22 protein-coding genes are annotated in these 26,579 nt (G+C 70.9%); 14 read left to right on the top strand and 8 right to left on the bottom strand.

Annotated features, from left to right (window positions below):
- Nucleotides 1-1,185, top strand: coding sequence for an XdhC family protein (locus C6V83_RS09075; protein WP_105942133.1), 1,185 nt, complete (start codon nucleotides 1-3; stop codon nucleotides 1,183-1,185).
- Here C6V83_RS09075 and C6V83_RS09080 read toward each other — a convergent pair.
- Entirely contained in the window at nucleotides 1,107-1,637 is a 531-nt protein-coding gene (locus C6V83_RS09080) for a nucleotidyltransferase family protein (protein ID WP_105942134.1), read from the bottom strand. The two genes, C6V83_RS09075 and C6V83_RS09080, sit on opposite strands and share 79 nt — an antisense overlap.
- Before the next feature lie 114 nt (nucleotides 1,638-1,751).
- Between C6V83_RS09080 and ispG the strand changes: the two genes are divergently transcribed.
- From ispG to C6V83_RS18505, 4 genes are all read left to right on the top strand, one after another.
- Nucleotides 1,752-2,903, top strand: coding sequence for a flavodoxin-dependent (E)-4-hydroxy-3-methylbut-2-enyl-diphosphate synthase (ispG, locus tag C6V83_RS09085; RefSeq protein ID WP_105942135.1), 1,152 nt, complete (start codon nucleotides 1,752-1,754; stop codon nucleotides 2,901-2,903).
- 44 nt (nucleotides 2,904-2,947) lie between these two features.
- Nucleotides 2,948-3,784 (top strand): GNAT family N-acetyltransferase, encoded by an 837-nt coding sequence (locus C6V83_RS09090; protein WP_105942136.1) that lies wholly within the window; start codon nucleotides 2,948-2,950, stop codon nucleotides 3,782-3,784.
- Between the two features lie 60 nt (nucleotides 3,785-3,844).
- On the top strand, nucleotides 3,845-5,686 hold the full coding sequence (locus C6V83_RS09095) for a penicillin-binding transpeptidase domain-containing protein (protein ID WP_105942137.1): 1,842 nt from the start codon (nucleotides 3,845-3,847) through the stop codon (nucleotides 5,684-5,686).
- Between the two features lie 130 nt (nucleotides 5,687-5,816).
- Nucleotides 5,817-6,770, top strand: a complete 954-nt coding sequence (locus C6V83_RS18505) for a hypothetical protein (protein ID WP_199832611.1) — start codon at nucleotides 5,817-5,819, stop codon at nucleotides 6,768-6,770.
- Between the two features lie 201 nt (nucleotides 6,771-6,971).
- Here C6V83_RS18505 and C6V83_RS09105 read toward each other — a convergent pair whose 3' ends face one another.
- The 3 genes from C6V83_RS09105 to C6V83_RS09115 are packed head-to-tail and all read right to left on the bottom strand — an operon-like array spanning nucleotide 6,972 to nucleotide 9,817.
- The gene (locus tag C6V83_RS09105) at nucleotides 6,972-7,754 is read right to left on the bottom strand and encodes a heme ABC transporter ATP-binding protein (RefSeq protein WP_105942138.1); all 783 of its coding nucleotides are present in this window, start codon (nucleotides 7,752-7,754) and stop codon (nucleotides 6,972-6,974) included.
- 3 nt (nucleotides 7,755-7,757) lie between these two features.
- Nucleotides 7,758-8,816 (bottom strand): FecCD family ABC transporter permease, encoded by a 1,059-nt coding sequence (locus tag C6V83_RS09110; protein WP_105942139.1) that lies wholly within the window; start codon nucleotides 8,814-8,816, stop codon nucleotides 7,758-7,760.
- A complete protein-coding gene (locus C6V83_RS09115) occupies nucleotides 8,813-9,817 on the bottom strand; it encodes a heme/hemin ABC transporter substrate-binding protein (protein ID WP_234353937.1) in 1,005 nt (334 codons plus the stop codon). Before C6V83_RS09115 ends, C6V83_RS09110 begins: the two co-directional genes overlap by 4 nt.
- 114 nt (nucleotides 9,818-9,931) lie before the next feature.
- On the opposite strand from C6V83_RS09115, the gene map reads away from it, so the two are divergent.
- Nucleotides 9,932-10,795, top strand: coding sequence for a type I methionyl aminopeptidase (gene map / locus C6V83_RS09120; protein ID WP_105942141.1), 864 nt, complete (start codon nucleotides 9,932-9,934; stop codon nucleotides 10,793-10,795).
- Nucleotides 10,796-10,825: 30 nt separating this feature from the next.
- Here the strand turns inward: map and C6V83_RS09125 are convergent, their stop codons facing one another.
- A complete protein-coding gene (locus tag C6V83_RS09125; RefSeq protein ID WP_105942142.1) occupies nucleotides 10,826-12,283 on the bottom strand; it encodes a serine/threonine-protein kinase in 1,458 nt (485 codons plus the stop codon).
- A 154-nt stretch (nucleotides 12,284-12,437) separates the two neighbouring features.
- On the opposite strand from C6V83_RS09125, the gene C6V83_RS09130 reads away from it, so the two are divergent.
- The 3 genes from C6V83_RS09130 (at nucleotide 12,438) to C6V83_RS09140 (ending at nucleotide 15,699) form a co-directional block, all read left to right on the top strand.
- On the top strand, nucleotides 12,438-14,096 hold the full coding sequence (locus C6V83_RS09130; protein WP_105942143.1) for a cobyric acid synthase: 1,659 nt from the start codon (nucleotides 12,438-12,440) through the stop codon (nucleotides 14,094-14,096).
- 2 nt (nucleotides 14,097-14,098) lie between these two features.
- A complete protein-coding gene (locus tag C6V83_RS09135; protein WP_105943833.1) occupies nucleotides 14,099-14,905 on the top strand; it encodes an alpha/beta fold hydrolase in 807 nt (268 codons plus the stop codon).
- Nucleotides 14,906-15,045: 140 nt separating this feature from the next.
- The gene (locus tag C6V83_RS09140; protein WP_105942144.1) at nucleotides 15,046-15,699 is read left to right on the top strand and encodes an HAD family hydrolase; all 654 of its coding nucleotides are present in this window, start codon (nucleotides 15,046-15,048) and stop codon (nucleotides 15,697-15,699) included.
- Nucleotides 15,700-15,768: 69 nt separating this feature from the next.
- Here the strand turns inward: C6V83_RS09140 and C6V83_RS09145 are convergent, their stop codons facing one another.
- The 3 genes from C6V83_RS09145 to C6V83_RS09155 are packed head-to-tail and all read right to left on the bottom strand — an operon-like array spanning nucleotide 15,769 to nucleotide 18,883.
- The gene (locus C6V83_RS09145; RefSeq protein WP_159067485.1) at nucleotides 15,769-16,401 is read right to left on the bottom strand and encodes a maleylpyruvate isomerase N-terminal domain-containing protein; all 633 of its coding nucleotides are present in this window, start codon (nucleotides 16,399-16,401) and stop codon (nucleotides 15,769-15,771) included.
- 2 nt (nucleotides 16,402-16,403) lie between these two features.
- Nucleotides 16,404-17,804: a mycothione reductase gene (locus C6V83_RS09150; protein ID WP_105942145.1), complete on the bottom strand. Its 1,401-nt coding sequence runs from the start codon at nucleotides 17,802-17,804 to the stop codon at nucleotides 16,404-16,406.
- A complete protein-coding gene (locus C6V83_RS09155) occupies nucleotides 17,801-18,883 on the bottom strand; it encodes an alpha/beta hydrolase (protein ID WP_407646276.1) in 1,083 nt (360 codons plus the stop codon). The genes C6V83_RS09150 and C6V83_RS09155 overlap by 4 nt, the downstream gene beginning before the upstream one ends.
- Before the next feature lie 143 nt (nucleotides 18,884-19,026).
- Between C6V83_RS09155 and mqo the strand changes: the two genes are divergently transcribed.
- From mqo to C6V83_RS09180, 5 genes are all read left to right on the top strand, one after another.
- Complete coding sequence (mqo, locus tag C6V83_RS09160) at nucleotides 19,027-20,562, top strand: malate dehydrogenase (quinone) (protein WP_267893943.1); 1,536 nt, start codon at nucleotides 19,027-19,029, stop codon at nucleotides 20,560-20,562.
- Nucleotides 20,563-20,567: 5 nt separating this feature from the next.
- Nucleotides 20,568-22,544: a VWA domain-containing protein gene (locus C6V83_RS09165; RefSeq protein ID WP_105942148.1), complete on the top strand. Its 1,977-nt coding sequence runs from the start codon at nucleotides 20,568-20,570 to the stop codon at nucleotides 22,542-22,544.
- A gap of 116 nt (nucleotides 22,545-22,660) precedes the next feature.
- Nucleotides 22,661-23,278, top strand: coding sequence for a cob(I)yrinic acid a,c-diamide adenosyltransferase (gene cobO, locus C6V83_RS09170; RefSeq protein WP_105942149.1), 618 nt, complete (start codon nucleotides 22,661-22,663; stop codon nucleotides 23,276-23,278).
- Complete coding sequence (locus C6V83_RS09175) at nucleotides 23,275-24,690, top strand: cobyrinate a,c-diamide synthase (protein ID WP_234353661.1); 1,416 nt, start codon at nucleotides 23,275-23,277, stop codon at nucleotides 24,688-24,690. Before cobO ends, C6V83_RS09175 begins: the two co-directional genes overlap by 4 nt.
- Nucleotides 24,687-26,378: a GAF domain-containing sensor histidine kinase gene (locus C6V83_RS09180; RefSeq protein WP_105942150.1), complete on the top strand. Its 1,692-nt coding sequence runs from the start codon at nucleotides 24,687-24,689 to the stop codon at nucleotides 26,376-26,378. Before C6V83_RS09175 ends, C6V83_RS09180 begins: the two co-directional genes overlap by 4 nt.
- The last annotated feature ends 201 nt before the right edge of the window (nucleotides 26,379-26,579 follow it).

The following is a 26,579-nucleotide window of genomic DNA, read 5'->3' on the forward strand; positions in this document are numbered from 1 at the left end:
ATGCGCGAGCATCTCGGCCAACTGGCGCGATGGTCGACCGGCGGTGCGCCGGCGGCCGTCGCGGTGGTGGTGCGGACCTTCGCCTCGGCGCCGCTTCCGGCCGGTTCGGTGATGGCAGTGGGTCCGCGCGGGGAGGCCGTCGGCTCGGTCTCCGGCGGGTGCGTCGAATCGGCGGTGTACGCCGAATGCGTCGACGCGATGGCGACCGGCCGCCCCGTACTGGCGAGCTACGGGGTGAGCGACGACGACGCGCTGGAGGCCGGCCTGACGTGCGGCGGCACCCTGGAGGTGTTCGTCACCCGGCTCGACGACCGCCGATTCCCCGGCCTGCCCGAGCTGTGCGACCTGGTCGCGGCCGACGTCCCGGTCACGGTGGCCACGGTGCTGCGGACCTCCCGCCGCGGTCGCTCGGGAACCGAACCCGGTGCGCGCCTGGTGATCACCGAGACGGAGAGCTGGGGTACCACGGGTTCGGACGACCTCGACGCCGCCCTGTACGCGGATCTCCCGGTGCTGCTGGCGGCCGGGGAGACCCGGGTCGCCGACTACTTCGCCGCCGAGGACACGGTCGAGGTGTTCGTCCAGGTCTTCGCCCCGCGGCCCCGGCTGATCGTCTTCGGGGCGACGGACTTCGCCGCGGCACTGGCCGGGGCCGGAGCCTTTCTCGGCTACCGGATCACGGTGTGCGACGCCCGGCCGGTGTTCGCGGTGCCGGACCGCTTCCCGGCCGCCGACGAGGTCGTCCGCCGCTGGCCGCACGAGTATCTCGCCGCCGAGATCGAGGCCGGCCGGGTCGACGACCGCACCGCGATCTGCGTCCTGACGCACGACGAACGCTTCGACCGGCCGCTGCTCGCGCTCGCGCTCGACACCGAGGTGCTCGGCTACGTCGGAGCGATGGGTTCCCGGCGCACCCATGCCCGCCGGCTCGCCGCGCTCCGGGCCGACGGCGTCGACGAGGCGGCGATCGACCGCCTGCGCAGCCCCATCGGCCTGGATCTGCAGGCGCGGACGCCGCAGGAGACCGCGGTGTCGATCGTCGCGGAGATCCTCGCCGAGCGAGGCGGGGGCACCGGCCGCCGTCTCACCGAGTCACCGGGGCCGATTCACTCGGCGAAGTCCACGTCCCGGCCGGTGGCGAGATCACCGCACTCGATCGGCGTCACCGCCGCCGAAGCGAGGTAGTCGCGCGCTCCGCGATCCCCGGCCGCGGCCGCGGCGGCCGGCTCGAGGTGGTCGCGGCCGATGAGCACCGGGTGCCCGGGCCGTCCGCCGTACACCGCGCGCGCCAGCGCGTCCGGTGCGGCGCGAGTGAGCAGGCGGCGGATCACCGCGGGGCCGACGTCCGGCAGGTCGACCAGATGCACCAGCACCGCGTCACCGGTCGCCGCGGACAGGCCGGCCCGCAGGGATGCACTCATCCCCGCGGCCCAGTCCGCGGCCACGATCACACGGGCTCCGCGGGGGACCAGCGGCAGCGCCTGGTCGGCCCGCGCGCCGAGAACCACGGTCACCCCGGTGCAGCCGCCCGCGGTGAGTGCGGCGACGGCACCGTCGAGGGCACCGGGCACCAGTGCCTTGGGCAGGCCGCGGCGCCGTCCCGCGCCGGCCGCCAGGATCAGTCCGTCGGTGTGCATCGTCGCCGACGCTACGCCGCACGGGGCGATCCCGCCGGGTCCGCGGGTATCATCGAGGAGGTGCGCCGACGGCTCGAGTCGGACGCGAATTCTTCTCCTAGGAGTGATGCCCACGTGGCCGAACCGATCGGACTCGGTATCCCGGTCCCGCCGCCGGTGCTGGCGCCCCGGCGCAAGACTCGCCAGCTCAAGGTCGGGGCTGTCGGCGTCGGCAGCGAGTCGCCGGTGTCGGTGCAGTCGATGTGCACCACCAAGACGCACGACGTCAACGCGACGCTCCAGCAGATCGCGCAACTGACCGCCTCGGGCTGCGACATCGTCCGGGTCGCCTGCCCGCGTCAAGAGGATGCGGAGGCTCTGCCGGAGATCGCCCGCAAGGCGAACATCCCGGTGATCGCCGACATCCATTTCCAGCCCAAGTACATCTTCGCCGCGATCGACGCGGGGTGCGCCGCGGTCCGGGTGAATCCGGGCAACATCAAGGAGTTCGACGGCCGCGTCAAAGAGGTCGCCAAGGCCGCCGGTGACGCCGGCATCCCGATCCGCATCGGCGTGAACGCCGGCTCGCTCGATCCGCGGCTTCTCAAGAAGTACGGCAAGGCCACCCCGGAGGCGCTGGTCGAATCGGCGCTCTGGGAGGCGAGCCTGTTCGAGGAGCACGGCTTCGGCGACATCAAGATCTCGGTGAAGCACAACGATCCGGTGATCATGGTGGAGGCCTATCGGCAGCTCGCCGCCCAGTGCGACTACCCGCTGCACCTGGGCGTCACCGAGGCCGGTCCGGCCTTCCAGGGCACCATCAAGTCCGCGGTGGCCTTCGGCGCGCTGCTCTCCGAGGGCATCGGCGACACCATCCGCGTGTCGCTGTCGGCGCCGCCGGCCGAGGAGATCAAGGTCGGCGATGCGATCCTGCAGTCGCTGAACCTGCGGCCCCGCAAACTGGAGATCGTCTCCTGCCCGTCGTGCGGCCGTGCCCAAGTGGACGTGTACAAACTGGCCAACGAGGTGACCGCGGGCCTCGACGGCCTGGAGGTTCCGCTGCGGGTGGCCGTGATGGGCTGCGTCGTCAACGGACCTGGCGAGGCGCGCGAAGCCGATCTCGGCGTCGCGTCGGGCAACGGCAAGGGACAGATCTTCGTCAAGGGCGAGGTGATCAAGACCGTTCCGGAGGCGCAGATCGTCGAGACTTTGATCGAAGAAGCGATGCGCATCGCAGAAGAATCGGGGGACACTGGAACAGGCACCCCGGTGGTCTCGGTCAGCTGATCGACGGACTTCGCCGGGGAAGCTCCGCGAGGCGAGGAGGGATCATGCTCGGACTCCTGCGTGATCGTCCGCTCGGTTCCCGGGACGCACCCGCGGTGGCTCGCGCGCTCGACGACGATCCGATCACCTCGTGCATGGTGGCCGCCCGCGTCGAGGCCTACGGTCTGACCCCGCGCTTTCTCGGCGGCGAGTTGTGGACGGCCTCGCACCCCGAGGACTCCCTGTGCTTCTCGGGCGCCAACCTCATGCCCCTCGCTGCCACCACCGAGCAATTGGACCACTTCGCCGACCGTGCGCTCGCGGCGCCGCGTCAGTGCACCTCGGTCGTCGGTCCAGCGGAGCTGGCCCTGGGCCTCTGGGAGCGAGTCTCCGGGGAATGGGGGCCGCCCCGGGAGATTCGCGGGGTGCAGCCACTGCTGGCGCTGAACGGGTTTCCGGACGTGCCGATCGATCCGCACGTGCGCCTGGTGACCGGCGCCGATCTGGACGTCTACTTTCCGGCGGCGGTGGAGATGTTCATCGGTGAGGTCGGGGTGGATCCGCGTTCGGGTGACGGAGGTCGCTCGTACCGTCGGCGGCTGGCCTCGCTGATCTCGGCGCGCCGGGTCTTCGCCAGGTTCGACGGTCCGCGGGTGATCTTCAAAGCCGAGATCGGCGCACTGTCCCGGCGGGTCGGGCAGATCCAGGGCGTGTGGACCGACCCGGAGTTCCGCGGTCGCGGCCACGGCGCCGCCGGAACCGCCGCGGTGTGTGCGGCGATCGCCCGCCAGGGCCGCATCCCGAGCCTGTACGTCAACGAGTACAACTGTGCCGCCCGCGAGACCTACCGGAAGGTGGGCTTCGACGAGGTCGGCACCTTCGCGACGGTCCTGATCGACTGAGTCGGGAGCACCCGGCGCGGCGACCGGGCCGGGGTGGGCGTGCCGCTTAGGATCACTCCGATGGGTGCTACCGGGTGGGAGACGACGAGGCGGGGCCGACGCCGTGCGGGATGGCGCGCATCGGTGCTCGCCGTGGCGCTGCTTCTGCTGGTCCCGCTGGTCGCGTGTACGGCCGAGGACAACGGTCCGCGCGGCATCGCCGAGGACTTCCTCCACGAATTCGCCGCTCGTGAATACGCCGCGGCCGCGGCCCTCACCACGGACCCGGCGCGCGCCGAGCGGATGCTGAGTGCCGCCTGGACCGGTCTCGCGGCCCGGGAACTGACCACCCGTACCGGCCGCGCACGCGTGGAGCGCGACATCGCCGAGGTGGAGGTCACCTACACCTGGACCCTGCCGGGCGGGCGTGAGTGGAGCTATCCGGCGACGCTGACCATGGGCCGCAGCGACGCCGGCTGGGCGGTGCGCTGGACGTCGACCAATGTGCATCCGGAACTCGGCGCCGATCAGCGTCTGCAACTGGACACCTTCGCGCCGCCGCGCGCCGCGGTCAACGAGGCCGACGGCAGCGAGGTGATGGGCGACGCCACCATCACGGCGCTCAGTTTCGATGCCCGCGCGGCCGCCGAGCAGGGATCGGTGGTCGACTCGGCGACCCGCGTCGTCGAGGTGCTCGGGCCGGTGTTCCCCGGACTGACGGTGCAGAGCCTCGCCGAGCGCGGCACCGCCTCGGCCGAGCCGCTGCCGCTCGGCCGGCTCCCGGGTGCCGAGTACGACCGGCTGCGCGACCGGCTGACGATCCCCGGACTGGTCGCCGCCGAGCAGGCCGTCCTCGAACCGCGGGACCCGCGGTTCGCCTCCGCCGTGCTGGGGCAGGTGAAGAACCGGGTCGCCGACGAGATCGGCGGCACGTCGGGCTGGCGCATCTCGGTGATCAATCCCAACGGGCTGGTGGCCGACGTGCTCGACGACCATCCGGCGACACCGGCGCCGGCGGTGCAGCTCACCCTCTCGCGTTCGGTGCAGGATGCCGCGCAGCGGGCGGTCGACGTCGCCGGGCGGCAGGCGATGATGGTCGTCGTGCAGGCCTCGACCGGCAAGTTGCTCGCCGTCGCACAGAACGCGGCCGCCGATCGGGGCGGGCTGCTGGCCACGATGGGCGCCTATCCGCCCGGCTCGACGTTCAAGATCGTCACCTCGGCGGCGGCGATGGCGGCCGACATGTCGAATCCGGATGCGACGGTGCCGTGTCCGGGCGAGATCCAGATCGGCTCGCGACTGATCCCGAACTACAACGGATTCGCGCTCGGCCCGGTGCCGCTCTGGCGGGCGTTCGCGAACTCCTGCAACACCTCGTTCGCCCACCTCGCGGGCCGGATGGGCCCGTCGGATCTGCCGCACGCCGCCGCCGCGATGGGCCTGGGCGCGCACTACGGGATCGCCGGGATCGAGTCCGCGTCGGGATCGGTGCCGATCGAACCCGACCTGGTCCAGCGCGCCGAGGACGGCTTCGGTCAGGGCAAGGTGCTGGCCAGCCCGCTCGGCATGGCGCTGGTGGCCGCGACCGCCGCCACCGGGAAGGCTCCGGTGCCGGTGCTGATCGAGGGCCGGGAGACCACGGTCGCCGGTCCTCGTCCCGAACTCGCTGCGGAGATCTACGAGCAGCTGCGGCCGATGATGCGGACCGTGGTGACCGACGGCACCGCCACCTCGATCGCCGGAGCCGGTCCGGTGTTCGGCAAGACCGGGGAGGCCGAAGTGGCGGGCGGCTCGCACGCCTGGTTCGCCGGTTTCCGGGGCGACCTCGCCTTCGCCACGCTGATCGTGCTGGGCGGCGACTCCGCGAACGCGGTCAACATGACCCGGGACTTCTTCCAGCTGCTGCCACCCGGGCGCGGGTGATCCCAGTCATAGGGGTTTCTACTCAAACCCGGATCCGACCGTGGCCGAGCGCGTCGTCGTCCACTATCGTGACGAAAGTCCCGGGCGGACAGAGCCCGGAATCACCTGACGACACAAGGGGAAACCGCCCATGAGTGGACCGAATCCGTACGGCCAGCACCCGCAGCAGCCGGGCGCGGGTCAGCAACCGTGGGGCCAGCAGCCCGGCTACGGGCAACAGCCGCCACAGCCCGGTCCGCCGCCGGGCTACGGTCCGCCTCCCGGCTACGGTCAGCAGCCAAGTCAGGCCCCGCCGGGCTACGGCCAGCAGCCCGGCTACGGCCAGTCTCCGCAGCAGCCCCAGCACGGTGGTCCGCAGCAGCCGCAGTACGGCACTCCGCAGCCGAGTCAGTACGGACAGCCAAGTCAGTACGGGCAGCCGGGTCAGTACGGGCAGCCGGGCCAGTACGGCCAGCCGGGTCAGAACGGTGGACAGCCGCAGGGCAGCCACCAGTACGGAGGCTCCCAGTACGGCGGCCAGCCGCAATGGGGCGGTCCGCAGCAGGGGGCTCCGAACGGAGCGGCTCCGGCGTTCGGCGCCGGCGTCTCGCCGACGGTGAAGATCCTGTTGGCGGCCACCGCCGTCCTCGGACTGCTCGTCTTCATCTCGGTGTTCCTGCCGTGGGTCTCCGGTAGCGGAGACTCGGACAACGGTCTGGCCAGCGGCGGCGGTGAGTCGCTGCACGGCATCTGGGTCCTCCTGCTCGGACTCTTCACCATCGCCGTCGCGGCGGGCGCGCTGTTCTTCACCCAGCAACTCAAAGTGCTGCCGCTGGTCTCCGCCGGGATCGCCGGCCTGACCGGGCTGGTCGGCATCATCATCTTCGCCGTGGACTTCAACAAGGTCAGCGACGCGCAGGATCAGATCGACGCCGCGAAGCGCCAGGCCGGAGACGCCTCGCAGTACGGTATCGACCTGGGCAAGGCGTACGGCGATCTGTCAGTCTCGACCGGCTTCGGACTCTGGCTGATGCTGGTCATGTCGATCGGCCTCATCGGAGTCGGTGCCGCCACCCTGTACTTCCGTCAGTTCGCCGACAAGTGAACTGACACCCGATACTCGCGCGACGCCCCGCCCTCCGGATCTTCCGGCGGGCGGGGCGTCGTCGTACGATCCGGAGGTTCCGGCTGCCGGATTCGTGTCGCGCTGCCGGATCGTCGTCGTGCTGCCGCATTGATCCGGCAGGCGGAAGCGAACCCGGCAGTCGGAAGCGCGGGGCGGGTGCGGGGGCCGTACGGCCGGGGATCAGGAGCGGTCGGGGGTGACGATCAGCTCGCCGGTGTCCGGATGCCGGACCAGCGAGACCGGGTGGTCGTAGGTGGCACTCAGCAGTTCGGCGGTCATCACCTCGTCGACCGTGCCGGTGGCCAGCAGCCGGCCTTCCTTCATCAGGGCCACTTGATCGGCGTACGCGGCGGCCAGCGACAGATCGTGCACGACGAGGATGATCGTGGTGCCTGCATCGGCGCGACGGCGCAGGATCCGCAGTGTCTGCTCGGTGTGACCGATGTCGAGGGCGGCGGTGGGTTCGTCGAGCAGCAGCACCGGGGTGTCCTGGGCGAGCGCGCGGGCCAGCGAGACGCGGGCCTGCTGGCCTCCGGAGAGTTGCGGGAACTGCCGGTCCACGAGATCGGCTATGCCGCAGGACGCGACGGCGGCGCGGACGATCTCCGCCGTGCGCGCCGCTTCGGGAGTCCGCAGCCACGGATAGCGGCCGAGCTCGACCACTTCGCGCACGGTGAACGGGGTGTCCACCCGATTCTGCTGGGTCACCAGGGCCCGATGCCGGGCCAGTTCGCGGACGGGGATCGAGTGCAGATGCTCGTCGTCGAGCCGCACCGTCCCCGAGCGCGGGTGGCGGACCCCGGACAGCACCGACAGCAGGGTCGACTTGCCGCACCCGTTGGGCCCCACCAGCGCGAGGATCTGACCGGGGTGGGCGGTCAGACTCACTCCGTGCAGCACCGGCCGTTCGGCGAGGTGGACGTGGACGTCGTGGGCGCTGAGCCGGCGACCGGGAACATGCATGCCTCACCACCCGGTCTTCGCGGTGCGACGCAGCAGGACGAAGAACACCGGACCGCCGATCAGCGACGTGAGCATGCCGAGGGGGAGTTCGCCGTCGGTCAGCGTGCGGGCGGCCAGATCTGCCGCAGCGATGAACAGGGCGCCTCCGATCACCGAGGCGGGCAGGAGCACCCGGTGGCGGGGACCGACGAGTAGCCGCATCACGTGCGGCACGATGAGGCCGACGAACATCACGATCCCCGTGAAGGCGACGGCCCCGGCGGTGAGAATCGCGACGAGGACGATCACCTGCCGTCGAACCACTTCGACGTTGACGCCCAGGGCCGCTGCCTGGAGCTCGCCGAGGGCCAGCAGGTCGAGCTTGTTCACCAGCACGGCCGACGCGGCGATGGAGGCGATCACCAGCGGTGCGACGACGGTGACGTGGTTCCAGGTGACGGCTCCGGCGAGCGAACCGAGCTGCCAGAAGACGATCTGCTCGCGGGTCGCCGTGGAAGCGATGGTGGTGAGGTACGCGATGATGCCGAGGGCGAAGGCGTTCACCGCGATACCGGTGAGCACGATCATCACCACCGACGTCCCGCCGTCGCGCATGCTCAGGATGTACACCGCGAAGGTGGTGGCCAGGCCGAACAGTGCGGCCATCGCGGCCACGGCCCAGCCGTTGGCTGCACTGCCGCTGAGTGCGAACATCAGGCAGGCGCCCACCGCCGCCCCCGACGACACGCCGATGATGCCCGGCTCGGCGAGCGGATTGGCCAGTACCCCTTGCAGCAGGCACCCGGCTGCGCCGAGCGCCATCCCGACCAGCAGGCCGAGCAGGATCCGCGGGAACCGGGAGACCCAGAGAGCATTCTCGCCCGGCTGATCGGGGAGCGGTCCGATGTGCAGGTGCCAGTGGTGGGCGATCGAACCGAGGACCTCCGCCGGCGGCACGTGCACCTGGCCGGTGCCTGCCGAGACCACGACGACCACGCCGAGCAGCACCACGCCGCCGAGGATCACCGCGACGGCACGCCCGGTGTGTGGGCGATCGGCCTTGATCCTCTCCCACACGTTCATCGGTAGATCGCCTCACGCAGGGTCCCGAGCACCAGACCGGTGTCGGGTCCGAAGGCCAGGACCTCGGTCTCGTCCATAGCGATGATGCGGCCGGCGCGGCCCGCGCTGGTGCCCGCCACGGCCGGCAGCTGTGCGACCCCGTCCAGGCCGCCGACCGTCTCGGCGCCCTGGGTCATCACCAGGATCACGTCGGGATCGACGCGCATCAGCGACTCGGTACTGACCATCGTGAACGACGCCGAGAGGCCCGCTTCGGTCCCGGCGTCGCGACCGCCGAGGTTGACGATCAGGTCGTCGGCGCCCGATCCGGGGCCGGCGAGCAGGATCAGCCGATCGCCGCGGATGTACAGGAACGCCATGGTCGGATCGCCTGTCGGGTCGGGCAGCGAGGATCGTGCGGCATCGATCTGCGCTTGCGTCCGCTGCACCAGCTTCTCCCCGGCCTGGCGTGCGCCGAGCGCCTCGGCGACCCGGCGCAGAAGCTCCGGCGTCCCGGCCACGCTGCGCTCTCCGGTGAACTCCACCACCTCGATGCCGGCCGAGCGGAGTTGTCCGAGCGAGCCGGAGGGCGTGGAGTCGGCGCCCGCGAGCACGATCGTCGGACGCTGGGCGAGCACCTTCTCGACGTTCACCGCATGCCCGGGGTCGGTGACGCGCGGGACGCCCGCGGCGGCCGGGAAGGTGGTCGAGCCGCTCAGTCCCACCACGTTGGGGCCCAGCCCGAGCGCGTACACCGTCGCGCCGAGGGTGCCGTTCCGGTCGATCGCCACGATCCGTGACGCGGTCGACGACGCCGCGGGATCGTGCTCGACCGGCACGGGGTCACGGCTCGGAAGGGTCGCGATGCGTGCTCCGTCGCGCAGCTGAGCGGTCGACGGGTCGGTCAGTGCCCCCACATCGAGCGGTTCGGTGGTGCAGCCGGCGACGGCGAGCAGGCAGACGACCAGCGATGCCGCCAGCGCGATCGTCGTGGAGGCACGACGCTGCGGTCGACGCGTCAACGGCACGAGGGAACCCTTCGGGACTGGTGTGTGTAGGCACACCTTACCGGGCCGGTCACAGTGGCCCGGAGCGGCCCGAACCCGGGCGCGGGCGAGTCCGTAGACTGATCGGTCATGACCGTTCGCACACCCCTGGCTCCCGGCATCGTCTCGCCCACGCTGCCGGTTCCCGATTCCATCGCCCGCCCCGAGTACGCGTGGAAGGACACCGTCCGCGAGGGCAGCGAGCCGTGGGTGCAGACCCCGGAGACGATCGAGAAGATGCGGGTCGCGGGCCGCATCGCGGCCAACGCGCTCGCGGAGGCGGGCCGCGCGGTGGCGCCCGGAGTCACCACCGACCAGCTGGACCGGATCGCGCACGAGTACATGATCGACCACGGCGCGTATCCGTCGACCCTGGGCTACAAGGGCTTTCCGAAGTCGTGCTGCACGTCTCTGAACGAGGTGATCTGCCACGGCATCCCGGATTCGACGGTGATCCAGGACGGCGACATCGTGAACATCGACGTCACCGCCTACATCGACGGCGTGCACGGCGACACCAATGCCACCTTCCTCGCCGGGGACGTGTCGCCCGAGCATCGCGATCTGGTCGAGCGGACCCGGATCGCGACCGAGCGCGCCATCAAAGCCGTCAAACCGGGCCGGGAGCTGAACGTGATCGGCCGGGTGATCGAGGCCTACGCGAACCGCTTCGGCTACCAGGTGGTCCGCGACTTCACGGGGCACGGGATCGGTGAGACCTTCCACAACGGCCTGGTGGTCCTGCACTACGACCAGCCGGCCGTCGACACCGTACTGGAGCCGGGGATGGTGTTCACCATCGAACCGATGATCAATCTGGGCGGCCTGGAGTGGGAGCAGTGGGACGACGACTGGACGGTCGTGACCGCCGACCGCAAGTGGACCGCGCAGTTCGAGCACACCCTGGTGGTGACCGACGCCGGCGCGGAGATCCTCACGCTCCCGGACGCCTGAGCGACCGCGGCGGCGAACGCCGGCGGTGCGTCAGCTGAGCGAGTCGCCCACGCACAACGACGAGACGGTGGTGCCGGCGGCACCGGTGCTGCGGCGGGCCTCCGACAGGGCCTGACTCTCCGCGGAGGCGCGGTCGCTGCCGCGGGCGACGAAGTAGGAGTCTGACGATCCCGCCGCCGCGGCCCGTGCGACGGCGCCGCACCCGCTGGTGAACGAGGCGTATCCCCAGGTGGAGTTGTAACCGTACTCGGCCGCCTTGCCGAGCATGGCCTCGCGACTGGCGTAGTTCCGGAATCGGATGACCCGCCCCTCCGGGCTGACGACGAAGCCCCACACCCGGTCCGAGGCGGTCGTCGTGCTGGGGGCGTCGGCCGGCGTGGATCCGGCGGGATCCGCTGTGGACGCCGTGGAACTGCCGGCCGCCGACGACGTCCGGGAGGAGTCGTCGCCCCGGGTGGCCAGAACGATGGCCCCGGCGATGACCGCGATACCGATGAGAATCGCGATCAGCGCGAGGACGATCGTGGTGCGAGAGGTCTTGGCCGGCGCCGGGGGGTAAGGGCCGGCCGCGGGTCGATAGGCGGTCCCGGTCGGCGGATACCCGGTGCCGGACTGCGTGTACGGCGCCGGTGTGCTCACCGGTGCGACCAGGGTCTGTTTCCGGGTCTTCGGATCTCCGCCGGAGGCCAGAGCGGCCGCGAATGCCTGGCACGACGAATAGCGCTGTGCCGGATCCTTGGCGAGCGCCGTGGCGAAGACGGGATCGAGTCCGGCCAGCTCGGGCACGAAGCGGCTGATCGGTGGCGGTGTCTCGGAGAGTTGGGCGTGCAGCAGCGCCGCAGTGGGCAGACCGGCGAACGGCGGTCGTCCGGCCAGCAGCGCGTAGGCGGTGGCGGCCAGCGAATACTGGTCCGCGGCGGGTATGTCCCGGCGCCCGTCGACGCTCTCCGGCGCGGCGTAGCTGAGCGTGCCGACGAAGGAGCCCGCCGCCGTCATCGAAGTGGCGCCGGCCAGCCGGGCGATCCCGAAGTCGAGCACGGTGACCCGGTCGATAGCGCCGTGTGCGTCGCGCCGGACCAGGATGTTCGCGGGCTTGACGTCGCGGTGCACCACGCCGCGCCGATGGGCGTAGTCCAGGGCCGCCGCGGTCTGGGAGACGATCGCGACCACGTCGCCGTACGGGAGGGTTCCGGCGCCGTCGAGGTCGGATCCCTCCAGGTACTGCATGGTGAACCATGGCATGTCGTCGGTGATGCCGTGGTGGTAGACGGTCACGATGCCGGGGTGATCGAGCTTGGCGACGGTGCGGGCCTCGGCGGCGAACCGCGCGGCGAAATCACCGGAGGAGTTCACCGACAGCGCCTTGAGGGCCTCGCGGCGGTCGAGGTGGGGATTGTGCACCAGGAAGACGCTGCCCATCCCGCCGCGGCCGAGGAGCGACAGCACGTCGTAGCCGGCGAACTCGCCGCCGGGCTGCGGCATGGCCATGGGATGCACTCCTTTCCGGCGCCTCGGGTTCTCGGGCGTTCTGAGCCGTGAGCCGATCGTAGCCGGACGCCGGGCCGCGTCGTGCCGTGCACCGGTACGTCAACCGATGCGCGTCGGCGCGGCGGCCGGTGGAGCGGCCCGATAGGGTGGCGGCGTGGCGGACATCCGGGGAGCCCTGCTGATCGGGGGCGCGTCCAGCGATGCGGGCAAGAGCCTGTTGACTGCGGGTCTGTGCCGGTCGCTGCGCCGTCGAGGCGTGTCGGTGGCGCCGTTCAAGGCGCAGAACATGTCCAACAACTCTGCGGTGACGCTCGACGGCGGCGAGATCGGGCGGGCACAGGCGCTCCAGGCGGCCGCGTGCGGTCTGGAGCCCGACACCCGCTTCAATCCGGTGCTGCTCAAGCCGGGTGGCGATCGCCGGTCGCAGGTGGTGGTGCGCGGCCGAGCCGTCGGGGACGTCGGCGCCCGCGACTATCAGACCTGGCGGGCTCATCTCTCCGACCTGGTTCAGGATGAGTTGTCCGCGCTCCGAAGCGATTTCGACGTCGTGATCGCCGAGGGCGCCGGATCGATCGCGGAGATCAATCTGCGCGCGAACGACATCGCGAACCTCGGCTTGGCGCGCCGTGCGCACCTGCCGGTGCTCGTCGTCGCCGACATCGACAGGGGAGGGGCCCTGGCGAGCCTCTACGGCACGACGGCGGTGCTCGATCCCGGCGACCAGGCGCTGGTCGCCGGTTACGTGATCAACAAGTTCCGCGGAGATCCCGCCATCCTGGCACCCGGGCTGGACATGCTGCACGTGCGCACCGGACGGCCGACCCTCGGCGTGCTCCCGTGGTGCGACGACGTGTGGATCGACGCGGAGGACTCGCTCGCCAGCGCCGTCGGCCGCCGCGTAGGCCCGCCGTCGTCGTTCCAGTCCCGTGAGCCGGACCTGCCCCTTGAGCCGGACCTGCCCCTTGAGCCGGACCTGCCCCGTGAGCCGGACCTGCCCCGTGAGCCGGACCTGCCCCGTGAGCCGGACCCGCCCCTTGAGCTTGTCGAAAGGATGACCGTCGCAGCCCTGCGTCTGCCGCGCGTCTCCAATGCCACCGATGTGGAGGCGCTGGCGTGCGAGCCGAACGTCGACGTGACCTGGGTCGACGACGCCGCCTCCCTCGCCGCAGCCGACCTCGCCGTGCTTCCGGGGACGCGCGCCACCGTCGACGACCTGCGCTGGATCACCGCACGCGGTCTCGACCGCGCGCTGGTCGAGCGGGCGGCACGAGGCCGGCCGATCCTCGGGATCTGCGGCGGTTTCCAGATCCTCGCGCGATCGATCGACGACGACGTGGAGTCCGGTGCGGGCGCGGTCGACGGGCTCGGGCTGCTGGACGTCGACGTGGTCTTCCATCGCGACAAGACGCTCCGCCGGTTCAGCGGACACGGCGGGCTCGATCCGGTGCACGGTTACGAGATCCATCACGGGCGGGTGGTCCGCAGCGGTGAGGAACCGTGGCTGCACGACGACGAGTCCGGGCCCGAGGGAGCGCGCCGGGGCGCGGTCTTCGGGACGCACTGTCACGGTCTGCTCGAGAGTGACGGTTTCCGTCGTGCGTTCCTCGCCGAGGTCGCCCGCGCCGCGGGGCTGCGGCGCTTCCGGACGGACCCACGCCTGCAGGTCGCGGCGGTGCGGGAGGCGCAGCTCGACCTGCTCGCAGATCTGGTGGACGAACATCTCGACGTCGTCGCACTGGACCGGTTGCTCACAGACGGGCCGCCGGACCTGCCGAGCGTTCTAAGCTCGTTGTCGTGGAGTCCGAACACCTGAAGATCGATCACGACGGCCTGACTTTCGACGTCCATCGGAGCGGTCCGTCCCGCGGCCCCTGGGTGGTGCTGCTGCACGGGTTCCCGGTGAACTCGATGTGCTGGGACAAGGTCCTGCCGCGGGTGCACGACGCGGGTCTGCGGACGCTGACCGTCGACCAGCGCGGCTACAGCCCCGGGGCCCGGCCGCCGGAGGTCGACGACTACCGCCTCGACCGACTGACCGACGACGTGCTCGGTGTCCTCGGACACTTGAACATCGCCTACTCGATGCTGGTGGGGCACGACTGGGGAGGGGTCGTCGCCTGGCAGCTGGCGGCCAAGCACCCCGAACGATTCACCGGGTTGGTGGCGGTGAGCACCGGACATCCGTCGGCGATGGCGGCCGCGCTGGCATCCGGGGGTGATCAGCGGGAGCGGTCGGCGTACATCAAGAGCTTCGTCGCCGACGACGCCGAGGAGAAGCTGACGGGCCGAAACGGGATTCTGCTCCGTCGTGCGGGCGTGAGCGCCGAGGAACTGAAGCCGATCCTGGAGCCGGGCGCGATGACCGGCCCGTTGAACTGGTACCGGGCCAACTTCACGGGGAAGGTCGCCGAGACGCTCGCGTGCCCGCCGGTGGAGCTCCCGACCACCATGCTGTGGAGCGACGGCGACGCCGCCCTCGGCCGCGAGCAGGCCGAGGGGAGCGGGCGGTTCGTCTACGGCGACTACCGCTTCTCCGAGTTGCACGGCGTGGACCACTGGGTCCCGGAGAACGCGCCGGAGGCGGTGGCGAGCGAGATCGCCTTGCGCTCGGCGCAGTACTGAGGTGCGGTGCGGATTCGTGCACACCTTCTTCGGCGCCGCCGGCCACTTCTGGGTGGATCCGAACAGCGTGCCGCAGGAGACGTGGCCGGTGCCGAGGATTGTGCGATAGGCCGGAATCGGGGCCGGGTAGCGTCGTCGTCATGTCTGACCCGCACCGCATCGAGGCCGTCGTGTTCGACGTCGGCGAGACCCTGATCGACGAGTCCCGGATCTGGCTGCGCTGGGCCGATCGACTCGGGGTCACACCGCTGACCTTCCTCGGCGCCATCGGCGCGTGCGCGGCCACCGATCGGGAGGTGTCGGCGGCGTTCGAGCTGGTTCGTCCCGGCTTCGACGTCGAGGTCGCCGACGCGGCATGGGCCGTCGAGGATCCGGACGGCCTGCGCAGCGGGTTCGACGACGACGATCTCTACCCGGATGTGCGGCCCGCGCTGGCCGCACTCTCCGGGCGTGGACTGCGCCTGGTGATCGCCGGGAATCAGCCGCCGCGAGCGCTGGCGGCGCTTCACGCCATGGATCTGCCCGTCGACGAGATCGCCAACTCCGCCGAGCTCGGCGTGGAGAAGCCGTCGCCGGCGTTCTTCGCCGCCGTCACCGGGCTCGCCGGGGTGCCCGCCGAGGCGATCGCCTACGTCGGGGACCGGACCGACAACGACGTGCTGCCCGCGGCCGATGCCGGTATGCGGCCGATCCTGATCCGGCGCGGACCGTGGGGACATCTGCATGCCACGCGCCCGGAAGCCGCGCGCGCGACGATCGTCGACTCGCTGCTCGAACTGCCCGGCATCCTCTGACCGGCGGAGCCGGCCGGCCTCGCGGCGGACCGGGAAAGTGCGTCGGCCTGTTCGGCGGCGCCGTTCGGATCAGCCCAGCACGGTGAAGTCCGCACGCAGGGGGCCGCGGCCGGTCATCGCGCGCAGGACCGCGATCGCGTCGCCTGGGCCGGCCAGCGCGGTCGCGAGCCTGACGGCGGGCGGCACCGCGTGCTCGAGGGCGGAGCCTGGTTCGATGCCGGTGGCGCCTGCCAGATCGAGAGAGTGCACGGTCAACTCGAATGCCCGCGTCGGGAGGTAGTCGATCAGCCGCATCACGCCGACCGGGGTGACCAGGATCGCCTCGTCCGGGGTCGCTCGGACCACGGGCCGGACGCGGTCCGCGATCGCGTGCGCGGCGGCGATCGGGTCGTCGCCGAGCGCCTGACCGGCCGCCACTCCGCGCGCGGCGACGTCCGCCGGGTCGCCGACCGAGGCGAAGGCCGCGTGGAAATAGGCGACCGGACCGTGGAGCTGCTCACCGGGATCGAAGGCTCGCGACGCCGCCAGGTAGTCCTCGATGGTCGTGAACGCCCGGCAGCTGTGCCCGAGGAGGGAGCGCACTGACCACTCGCCGAGCCCTGGGTCGTCGAGCTTCGCCGGATCGATCAGATCGATCAGCTCGGCGAAGCCGCCGGCGGCGTACTCGAACCACAGGCGGAGTTCGGCAGACGACGGCGGCACGATCAGTCCAGGTCCAGGCCCAGCAGGGCGTTCTCCAGCACCTCGGGGAGCGCGGGATGGATCCAGTACTGACCGCGGGCCATCTCGCGGACGCCGAGGCCGAAGCTCATCGCCTGGATCGCCGGTTGAATGATCGACGACGCTTGCGGGCCCATCAGATGTGCTCCCAACAGTCTGCCGGTGGCCCGGTCGGCGATCAGCTTGCAGAAGCCGGTGGTGTCCTCCATCGCCCAGCCGTAGGCGACGTCGCCGTAGGCCTGCACCTTCACCGCGATGTCGTAGCCGGCGTCGCGTGCCTGCGCCTCGGTGAGCCCGACCGCCGCGATCTGCGGGCGGGTGAACACCGCCGCCGGCACGTCGCGGTGCATGAACGAGGCGAGATCCGGTGCGTCCCAGCCCTTCAGGAGGTTCTCCTGCACCGTGCGCTGCTCCTGGTTGGCCACGTGCTTGAGCTGATACGGCGAGGACACGTCGCCGAGCGCCCATACGCCACGGGCCGGGGTTCGGCCGTGTTCGTCGGTCCGAACGCGGCCGTCGTCGGTCAGCGGCAGACCGATCGTGTCCAGACCCAGACGGTCGCCGTTGGGGGTGCGACCGATCGCGACGAGGACGACGTCGACGTCGAGGTCGCCGTCGTCCAGGGTCAGGCGGATCCGGCCGCGGGGCAGTTCGGCGGCGGCCGAGCAAGTCTGGTTCAGCCGCACGTCCCACTGCTCACGGGCGACGGCGGTGAAGCGTTCGCTGAGTTCGGTGTCCATCTTGCGCAACAGGGCGGGCCCGCGGGCGATCACCGTGACCTGAGTGCCGAGCGCGGCGAAGACGTGCGCGAACTCCGCGGCGATGTAGCCGCTGCCGATGATCGCCATCCGTTCCGGCAGCTCGGGGAGCCGCATGACGTCGTCGTTGGTGTAGTAGCGGATCCCGGAGGAGGCGATCGGCTCGGGGATCTCCGGGCGGGCGCCGGCCGCGATCACCACCTCGGTGGCAAGCACCACGTCGCCGTCGGCGGTGACCAGGCGATACCGTCCGGAGTCGGTGTCGCGGCCGTCGAACACCACGTGCGAGCGGTAGACGGTGATGTTGTCGCAGTCCTCGACCCGGTAGCGTTCGCCGCCGGCCGAGATGGGATCGATCCGCCCGAACACGCGCCGGACCAGCTCTGGCCAGCGGGTGCCGTCGAAGGTGGCCTCGACGTCGTACTTCCCGGCGTGTCGCACCTGCGCGGCCACGTCGGCGGCGTAGACGAACATCTTGGTCGGGATGCAGCCGACGTTCAGGCACGTGCCGCCGTACACGCCCTCCTCGAAGATCGCGATGGAGGTGTGCGCGAAGCGCTCGTCGGGGATCGAGTTGCCACTGCCCGAACCGATGACGGCCAGATCGACCCGCTGTGCGTCGCTCACGCCGTCTCCGCCCCGGCGTCGGCCCGATCTCCGAGCTCACAGCTCAGCCATTCGCCGACCACCTCGTAGGCGCGCTGGCGCGAGGAATCCTTGGACAGGAAGACGTCGTGCCGTGCGTCCGGGATGGCCACGGACAGCACCCGCGGGCCCAGGGACGACGACCACTGGGCGATCTGCCGCACGTCCAGGACACAGTCCGCGGTGTCGACGGCGATGTCGTAGTCGTCGGCGAAGCGCGTCTTGTCCGAGCGCAGCACCAACACCCGGACGCCGACGTCGAGCCCCCGGTGCAGCCGCAGCTGCCCCTGCCGCACCGCGTTGAGCCAGCCGAAGGTCACCGGGAAGCCGCTGAGCGGTTTGCGCTCGAGGTCATAGGTCCATTCGCCGTGGGCGTCGCTGTGCAGGCTCTCGCCATAAGCCGACGACAACTCGCGCGGCACCTGGGTCTTGGGCTTGAAACGGGCGGCGGCGGCGAGCACCTGGGCGACGGCTCCGGTGCGCAGCACCGCCTCGCCCTGCAGGTCGAGCCACGGGCTGTTCAGCAGCAGTCCGGCCACGCGCGCGTGGCGGTCGGGGTCGTTCTTGCGGAGGCGGTCGAGCCAGAGGGCGGTCACCAGGCCCCCGGTGGAGTGACCGGCGACCAGGATCCGCGGGGCTCCGCCCGCGCCGGCGATCTCCTCGGCGACGATGTCCAGCGCCGCGTTGAGCTCCTCGTCGTACACGGCGAGGTCCGTGGTGAAGTGCGGGGTGTGGTGGACCGACAGGGATCGACCGCACTTTCGCAGGTCGAGTGCGTAGAACTCGTAGCCGCGCTCGTGGAAGAAGTCGGCGAGCTCTTCCTGGAAGAAGTAGTCGGTGAACCCGTGCACGTACAGCACCGCGCCGCGGCCGGCTTCCGCCTCGCCGGGTTTGCGCACCAGGGTGGCGCTGATCGGATCCTCGCCGTCGGGGTCCGCCCCGAGCGGCACAGTCAGGAGTTCGTAGTGGTCCAGGAACTGATCGGGTCGCCAGTTGTGCCCGGACCGAATCGGCGACGAAGGCGTTCCGGGCTGCGGAGAAGAATCGAGTGGGCTCACGATGCTCGAGTCTAGAGGTGGCCCCGGTGCTGTCGCGCATCCCACAATTGCCGGTGTCGATTCCCGGGCCGCGCGAGCCATGGTGGACAATGACCTTCACAGTCGGACTCCATCGCGCGATACGGGCGGTGAGGAAGTGGGTAGGCGTGTCCCAGAACGTGATCAAGACAGACGTGGCGCTGGTCGGCGCGGGCATCATGAGCGCGACGCTCGGTGCGCTGCTCCGGCAGCTGGAGCCGACCTGGTCGATCAGCCTGTTCGAGCGGCTGCATGCGGCCGCCGCGGAGAGCAGCGATCCCTGGAACAACGCCGGCACCGGTCACTCGGCGCTCTGCGAGCTGAATTACACCCCGGCCGGCGCGGACGGCGAGATCGACATCACCAAGGCGCTGAACATCAATGAGCAGTTCCAGCAGTCGCGGCAGTTCTGGGCATACGGCGTGGACAACGGAGTGCTCGGCGCCCCCGACGAGTTCATCAACCCGATCCCGCACGTCGCCTTCTGCCACGGTGAGAGCGGTGTCGAGTTCTTGCGGAAGCGGCACGCTGCGCTGAGTAGTCAGACCCTGTTCGAGGACATGGAGTTCATCACCGACGACGGTGAGTTCGCGGCCCGCCTGCCGCTGATGGCCGCCGGCCGCGACTACTCCGACCCGGTCGCGCTCAACTGGTACACCGAAGGCACCGACGTCGACTTCGGCGCGCTCACCCAGCAGCTCCTCAACTACGTGGGCCGCGACGCGCACCTGTACTACGGCCACGAGGTGCGCAACCTCTCGCAGCAGTCCGACGGGTCGTGGGTCCTCAAGATCAAGAACACCGGCACCGGCGACATCCTGCGCGTCGAGGCCAAGTTCGTCTTCATCGGCGCCGGCGGCGGTGCGCTGCATCTGCTGCAGAAGTCGGGCATCCCCGAGGCCAAGGGCTTCGGCGGGTTCCCGGTCAGCGGCCAGTTCTTCCGCTGCACCAATCCCGAACTGATCGCCGAGCACTCGGCCAAGGTGTACGGCCAGGCTGCGGTGGGCGCTCCGCCGATGTCGGTGCCGCACCTGGACACCCGCGTGATCAATCACGACAAGGGTTTGCTCTTCGGTCCGTATGCCGGTTGGTCGCCCAAGTTCCTCAAGACCGGCGGCGTGATGGATCTGCCGAAGTCGGTGAAGCCGGGCAACCTGCTGCCGATGATGTCGATCGCGCCCAAGGAGTTCGGCCTGCTCAAGTACCTGATCGGTGAGCTCGCCGCCACCTCCGCCGACCGGGTGAAGACCCTGCAGGAGTTCGTGCCGCGGGCCACCGGAGGCGACTGGGAGATGATCACCGCGGGCCAGCGCGTCCAGGTGATCCGGGCCACCGGAAACAGCGGCAACCTGGAGTTCGGCACGGCCGTGGTCGCGGCCGGCGACGGCACCATCGCCGGTCTGCTCGGCGCTTCGCCGGGAGCGTCGACCGCCGTGCCGGCCATGCTGAACGTCCTGCAGCAGTGCTTCGGCAGCCGGTTCGACGGGTGGACTCCCAAGCTGACCGAGATGATTCCGTCGTACGGCAAGAAGCTGAACGACGAACCTGCGCTGTTCCGCCGGCTGTGGGACTGGACCAACCGCAGCCTCGAGCTGACCGGTGCGGGGACGGCCAAGGCCGGCGCCGCTCCGGCCGCCGAGCCCGAGGCCGTCGAGCCGGCCTGATCGCCGTGTCCCATCCTGCCCGCTATCCGTTCAGCGCCGTCGTCGGTCAGGACCGGCTCAAGCTCGCCCTGATCCTCACGGCCGTCGCGCCGGGGATCGGCGGGGTGCTGATCCGGGGCGAGAAGGGCACCGCCAAGTCGACGATCGTGCGTGGTCTCGGGCCGCTGCTCGACGCCGGCGCCGGGAGCGAAGCGAGCGGGCCGAATCTGCGCGGCGCCGGGAGCGAAGCGAGCGGGCCGAATCTGCGCGGCGCCGGGAGCGAAGCGAGCGGGCCGAATCCACCCAGCGCGTCCGTCGTCGAGCTCCCGATCGGCGCCACCGAGGACCGGGTGATCGGTTCGCTGGACCTGACCCGTGTGCTGCGCGACGGTCAGGCCCACTTCACCCCGGGGCTCCTGGCGCAGGCCGACGGGGGCGTGCTGTACATCGACGAGGTCAACCTGCTCTCGGACCATCTGGTGGACGTGCTGCTCGACGCCGCCGCCAGCGGCCGGGTGACGGTCGAGCGCGACGGCGTCTCGCACACGCAGTCCGCGGCCTTCGTCCTGGTGGGCACCATGAATCCGGAGGAGGGTGAGCTGCGGCCGCAGCTGCTCGACCGCTTCGGACTGGTGGTCGACGTCGCCGGACCGCGCGACGTGGACGAGCGCGTCGCGATCGTGACCTCGCGGATGGCCTTCGACGCCGACCCGGAGAACTTCGCGACGTCGTTCGCGGAGGAGGAGACCGACCTGGCCCACCGAATCGCCGCGGCCCGTGCGGCCATCGACGACGTCGCCGTGCCGATCACCGAGCTGCGCCGGATCTCCGCGGTCTGCGCCGCGCTGGAGGTGGACGGTCTGCGCGGCGACATCGTCGTCGCCCGGACCGCCGCGGCGCACGCGGCGTGGCGAGGCGGGACCGAGGTCACCGAGGCCGACGTGAAGGTGGCAGTCGAACTGGCCCTGCCGCATCGACGCCGCCGCAATCCGTTCGATTCGCCGGGCATGGATCGCGACGAACTCGATGAGGCGCTCGAGCGCGGCGAGCAGGCCGCCCAGGAGCCGCCCCCTTTTGATCCGTCGCCGGACTCCGAGTCCGGCGACGACTCCGCTCCCGATCAGGTCGAGGCGCCGGAGACCGATCCGGATGCCGAATCCGAGGCGGCTCCAGGTGAGCAAGACCGGCCGTCCGGGCCGGCGTTCGGTGCTCCACCCACGGGTTCCGGTCCGCGGCTGCGCACGTTCCGGGCCGCCGGACTCGGCGACGGTGACGACGGGCGACGCTCCAAGGCCCGCAGTCGTCGTGGAAGCACCTCCCGCGCAGTCGATTTCGAGCGAGAAACACCGGTTCATCTGTTCGCGACGGTGCTCGCCGCAGCCGGGCGTTCGACGGGTTCGGGGCTGCCCTCGATTAGTGCCGACGACCTCAAGGGCGCGGAGCGGATCGGCTCCGAGTCTAATCTGGTGGTGTTCGTCGTCGATCTGTCTGGGTCGATGACGGCGCGGGCCCGACTCACGACGGTCCGCATGGCCTGCGTCGACCTGCTTCGCGACTCGTACACCAGGCGGGACCGGGTGGCCGTCGTCGTCGCCGCAGGCGCGGACGCGTACGTCGCCGTGCCGCCTACCCGGTCGGTCGACGTCGCCGTCGCCCGGCTGGCGCAGGTGCGGACCGGCGGCCGCACTCCGCTGGCCGAGGGGCTCGCGCAGGCGCTTGACGTGATCGACCGTGCTGCGCGCACCGATCCGGCCCGCCGGCCGTTGCTCGTGGTGCTGACCGACGGGCGTGCGACGGCAGGTCCGGGCGCCGCCGAGCGAGCCTCGGCGGCCGCGGACTCGGTGGCGCGCCAGGGCATCTCGTCACTCGTCGTGGACTGCGAGCAGGGCATGATCCGTCTCGGTCTGGCGAGGGAACTCGCTGAACGGATGGGCGCTCAGTACGCGTCGATGGACGAGCTGACCGTCGATGGTCTCGCCGGCCGCGTCGGCGGCGTCGCCTGATCCCTTCGTTGGTCGAGCGCAGTCGAGACCTGTGGTCGGTCGTGCGCAGTCCCTTCGTTGGTCGAGCGGAGTCCTGCTCGTTGGTCGAGCGGAGTCGAGACCCTAGGCTGGTCTCCATGCCCAAAGGAGTGCCCGAGTCGATCCCGAACGACGGACTGACCACCCGTCAGCGCCGCAATCAGCCCGTGCTGGCGGTGAACACCGGGCCCGGCAAGGGCAAGTCCACCGCGGCCTTCGGCATGGCGCTGCGCGCCTGGAACGCGGGGCTCTCGGTGGCGGTGTTCCAGTTCGTCAAGAGCGCGAAGTGGAAGGTGGGCGAGGAGAACGCCCTGCTCGCCCTCGGCCGCGTCCACGAGGAGACCGGACAGGGCGCGCCGGTGCAATGGCACAAGATGGGGCAGGGGTGGTCGTGGATCAGACGCAGCGACGACGCCGAGCAAGATCACGCCGAGGCCGCCCGCGCAGGCTGGACCGAGATCGCGCGGCGGATCGCCGCCGCCGAGCACGACTTCTACGTCCTCGACGAGTTCACCTATCCGCTGCACTGGGGGTGGATCGACGTCGACGAGGTGGTCGCCGCGCTGCGGGAGCGGCCGGGCGGCCAGCACGTGGTGATCACCGGCCGCTACGCCCCGGAGGTCCTGGTTGAGGCGGCCGACCTGGTGACCGAGATGACCAAGATCAAGCACCCGATGGATGCAGGCCGCAAGGGCCAGAAGGGCATCGAGTGGTGACCTCGCCGTCGCTCGATGGCTCGGCTCAGGCGATTCCCGCGGTCGTGATCGCCGCACCGGCTTCCGGCAGCGGCAAGACGACCATCACGACAGGGCTCATCGGCGCGCTGACCGCCGCCGGGCACACCGTCGCGCCGTTCAAGGTGGGGCCGGACTACATCGATCCGGGGTATCACGCGCTCGCTGCGGGCCGGCCGGGCCGGAATCTGGATCCGAACCTGGTCGGCGAAGAGCGGATCGCGCCGCTGTTCGCGGCGGGCTCGCGCGGCGCCGACATCGCCGTCGTCGAGGGTGTGATGGGCCTGTTCGACGGCCGGATCGCCGAGGGTGCCGATCCGGCCGACGAGCTCGGGCTCGGGTCGACGGCGCACGTCGCCGCCTTGCTGGGTGCACCGGTCGTGCTGGTGGTCGACGCCGCCGGGCACTCGCAGTCACTGGCCGCTCTGCTCCAGGGTTTCACCGGGTACTCGTCGCAGGTGCGCATCGCCGGGGTGATCCTGAACCGGATCGGCTCGCCTCGCCACGAGGAGGTGCTGCGCCAGGCCTGTGCGCGGGCCGGGCTCGACGTCCTCGGCGCGCTCTACCGGGACTCCGCTCTCGCGGTGCCCTCGCGCCACCTCGGACTGATCCCGGCGGCCGAACGGGAGCCGGATGCGGTCGAGGCGGTCGCCGCCATGTCCGCCACCGTGGGTGCGGCGCTGGATCTACCGGCGATCATCGCGACCGCCCGTCAGGCGCGGCCGCAGAGCGCTCGACCGTGGAACGCCGACGACGAGATCGGGGAGCGGCACACCGACGCGCGACCGCTCGTGGCCGTCGCCCGCGGCCCGGCCTTCACCTTCTCGTACACCGAACACGTCGAGCTGCTGCGAGCCGCAGGTGCCGAGATCGCCGGGTTCGATCCGCTGACCGATTCGTTGCCGGCGGGCACGACGGCGCTGGTGATCGGCGGTGGATTCCCCGAAGAGCACGCGGACGTTCTGAGCGCCAACGTGGTGCTGCGGGACGCCCTGCGCGCGCACGCCGCGGCGGGACGACCGGTACACGCCGAGTGCGCGGGGCTGCTTTACCTGCAGCAGGCCCTCGGCGAGCACGCGATGGCGGGAGCGCTGCCGGGCCGGGGGCGGTTCACGCCGCGACTGACTCTGGGGTACCGCGACGCGGTCGCGCTCACCGACTCGGTGCTCTTCGTCGCGGGCGAGCGGGTGACGGGCCACGAGTTCCACCGCAGCGTCGTCGACTGGGACGCCGCGCCCGGCTCGGCGTGGGCGTGGCGCGGCGTCGAAGCGCGGCCCGTGCGCGACGGCGCGGTGACCGCCGGCGTGCACGCCTCGTACCTGCATGTCCACCCGGCGGGATATCCTGCGGCCATCGCCCGATTCGTCCGGGCCGCAGCGGGTGAGGGGACATGAGCACAGAAGACGAACCGGGCGCCGAGCGCGGCGACTACGCCGACCTGACCGCGCAGCGCTCGACAGCTCCGCGGCGGGTGACTTCGGGATCGGAGGCGTTGCGCACGGCACTGGATGCGCTGACCGACGAACATTCGGATCCGACCGTCCTGCGGGAGCTCCTGGAGGCGGTCTTGCTGGTGGGGCAGGGGCTGGACCTGGCCGACGCGCTGCAGCGGATCGTCGATGTCGCCGCCTCGGTACTCGATGCACAGTACTGCGCGCTCGGCGTGCGAGGCCCGGAGTTGCGTCTGCAGGCGTTCGTCTACGCGGGGATCTCTCCGGAGGTGCGGTCCAGGATGGGCGGACTGCCTGTCGGGCACGGGGTGCTCGGGGAGCTACTCCATCATCCCGAGGTTCTGCGGATCCCGCACCTGTCGCAACACAGTGCCTCAGTCGGGTTCCCGCCGCATCACCCGCCGATGGACACGTTCCTCGGGGCGCCGATCATCGTCCGCGGCGAGCTGTTCGGGAGCATCTATCTGACAGAGAAGAAGTCCAAACCGGAGTTCACCGCCGAGGATGAGCAGATCGTGTCGGTGATCGCGGTCGCGGCCGGTATCGCGGTCGACAACGCGCGACTGTACGAGCGGCAGCGCACCCGGCACCGGTGGATGGAGATCCTCGCGCATCGCGGCTCCGAGCCGATGGCGGGGCTGGCGCTGGAAGACACTCTCAACGGGCTGTGCGCCGATGTGGCGGCCCTGACCGGTGCCGTCGACGTCTTCATCGTGTCGTTCGAGGGCGGCCGCCCGCGGTTGCACGGACACACCGGGCGGCCGGTCGATCCGGCCGCGATCACCTGGCCGGGCCTGGCGTTCAGCGTGAGCGAGGCCGACGGAGCCGATGCCGAGTGGCTGCGGCGCGGCGCACGATGGAAGACAGCCCAGCCGCTGCAGCAGTCACCCGGGGACTACGGCGCGATCGTGCTGACGCACACCGACCGGCCGAACTGGGAGGCCGAGGAGATCGCCGGGCTGGCCGGTGTGGCACGGGTCGCGTCGCTGGCCGTCGCCTACGCCGAACAGCAGCAGCTGACCCGGGATCTGGAGATGCTCGAGGACCGCCATCGCATCGCCCGCGACCTGCACGACCACGTGATTCAGCGCTTGTTCGCGATCGGCATGTCGTTGCAGACCATGCAGGCAGCCCCGGACCAGTTCGAGACCCGCATCGCGCAGGTGATCGACGACCTCGACGCCACCATCGGGCAGATCCGCACCTCGATCTTCGATCTGCAGTCCGCGTCGATCAACGGTGAACCGGTCACGCTGCGGCGCAAGGCGCTCGACGTCGTCGCCGAACTCGCGAGGCACGCGCCGATCGTGCCGAGCGTCGCCTTCGTCGGGCCGGTCGACACCCTGGTGCCGGACCAACTCGGACCGCACATCGAGGCCGTGCTGCGGGAGGGGCTCTCGAACGCCCTGCGGCACTCCGGGGGCGACCGCATCGGCGTGCGGATCGTGGCCGACGACGTGCTGACCGTCGAGATCTCCGACAACGGCAAGGGAATCGCGACCGACATCGGCTACCGCGGACTGGACAACCTCACTCGGCGAGCCGACCAATGCGACGGCAACTTCACCGTCGACACCCGCCCCGGCAAGGGCACCACCCTCCTTTGGGAGGTGCCGCTGGGGCCGTCCTAGTGCCCGGGTGGACGTGCTCTGCGCGGTTCGGCGGGCCTCGGCTCGGTACCCGCGTACCGATCCCTCCCGAGTGTCGATCCGGCTCCCGAGTGCCGATCCGGTCCGCGAGTGTCGCTCCTGATCGCGCGGACTTCCGGAGGGCCGCGGGAAGCCGTTTCACACTCGGGAGGCGACTCGATACTCGGGAAGGGGCACCGCTCG

This window comes from Gordonia iterans, from assembly GCF_002993285.1.
Taxonomy (GTDB): domain Bacteria; phylum Actinomycetota; class Actinomycetes; order Mycobacteriales; family Mycobacteriaceae; genus Gordonia; species Gordonia iterans.

Bases quoted from the DNA above. Each gene is read 5' to 3' on its own strand.
- C6V83_RS09095 (WP_105942137.1), top strand. From the start codon at position 3,845: ATGGGTGCTACCGGGTGGGAGACGACGAGGCGGGGCCGACGCCGTGCG.
- C6V83_RS09075 (WP_105942133.1), top strand. From the start codon at position 1: ATGCGCGAGCATCTCGGCCAACTGGCGCGATGGTCGACCGGCGGTGCG.
- C6V83_RS18505 (WP_199832611.1), top strand. From the start codon at position 5,817: ATGAGTGGACCGAATCCGTACGGCCAGCACCCGCAGCAGCCGGGCGCG.
- cobO (WP_105942149.1), top strand. From the start codon at position 22,661: ATGCCCAAAGGAGTGCCCGAGTCGATCCCGAACGACGGACTGACCACC.
- C6V83_RS09080 (WP_105942134.1), bottom strand. From the start codon at position 1,637: ATGCACACCGACGGACTGATCCTGGCGGCCGGCGCGGGACGGCGCCGC.
- C6V83_RS09180 (WP_105942150.1), top strand. From the start codon at position 24,687: ATGAGCACAGAAGACGAACCGGGCGCCGAGCGCGGCGACTACGCCGAC.
- C6V83_RS09140 (WP_105942144.1), top strand. From the start codon at position 15,046: ATGTCTGACCCGCACCGCATCGAGGCCGTCGTGTTCGACGTCGGCGAG.
- C6V83_RS09125 (WP_105942142.1), bottom strand. From the start codon at position 12,283: ATGGCCATGCCGCAGCCCGGCGGCGAGTTCGCCGGCTACGACGTGCTG.
- map (WP_105942141.1), top strand. From the start codon at position 9,932: ATGACCGTTCGCACACCCCTGGCTCCCGGCATCGTCTCGCCCACGCTG.
- C6V83_RS09105 (WP_105942138.1), bottom strand. From the start codon at position 7,754: ATGCATGTTCCCGGTCGCCGGCTCAGCGCCCACGACGTCCACGTCCAC.
- C6V83_RS09110 (WP_105942139.1), bottom strand. From the start codon at position 8,816: ATGAACGTGTGGGAGAGGATCAAGGCCGATCGCCCACACACCGGGCGT.
- C6V83_RS09090 (WP_105942136.1), top strand. From the start codon at position 2,948: ATGCTCGGACTCCTGCGTGATCGTCCGCTCGGTTCCCGGGACGCACCC.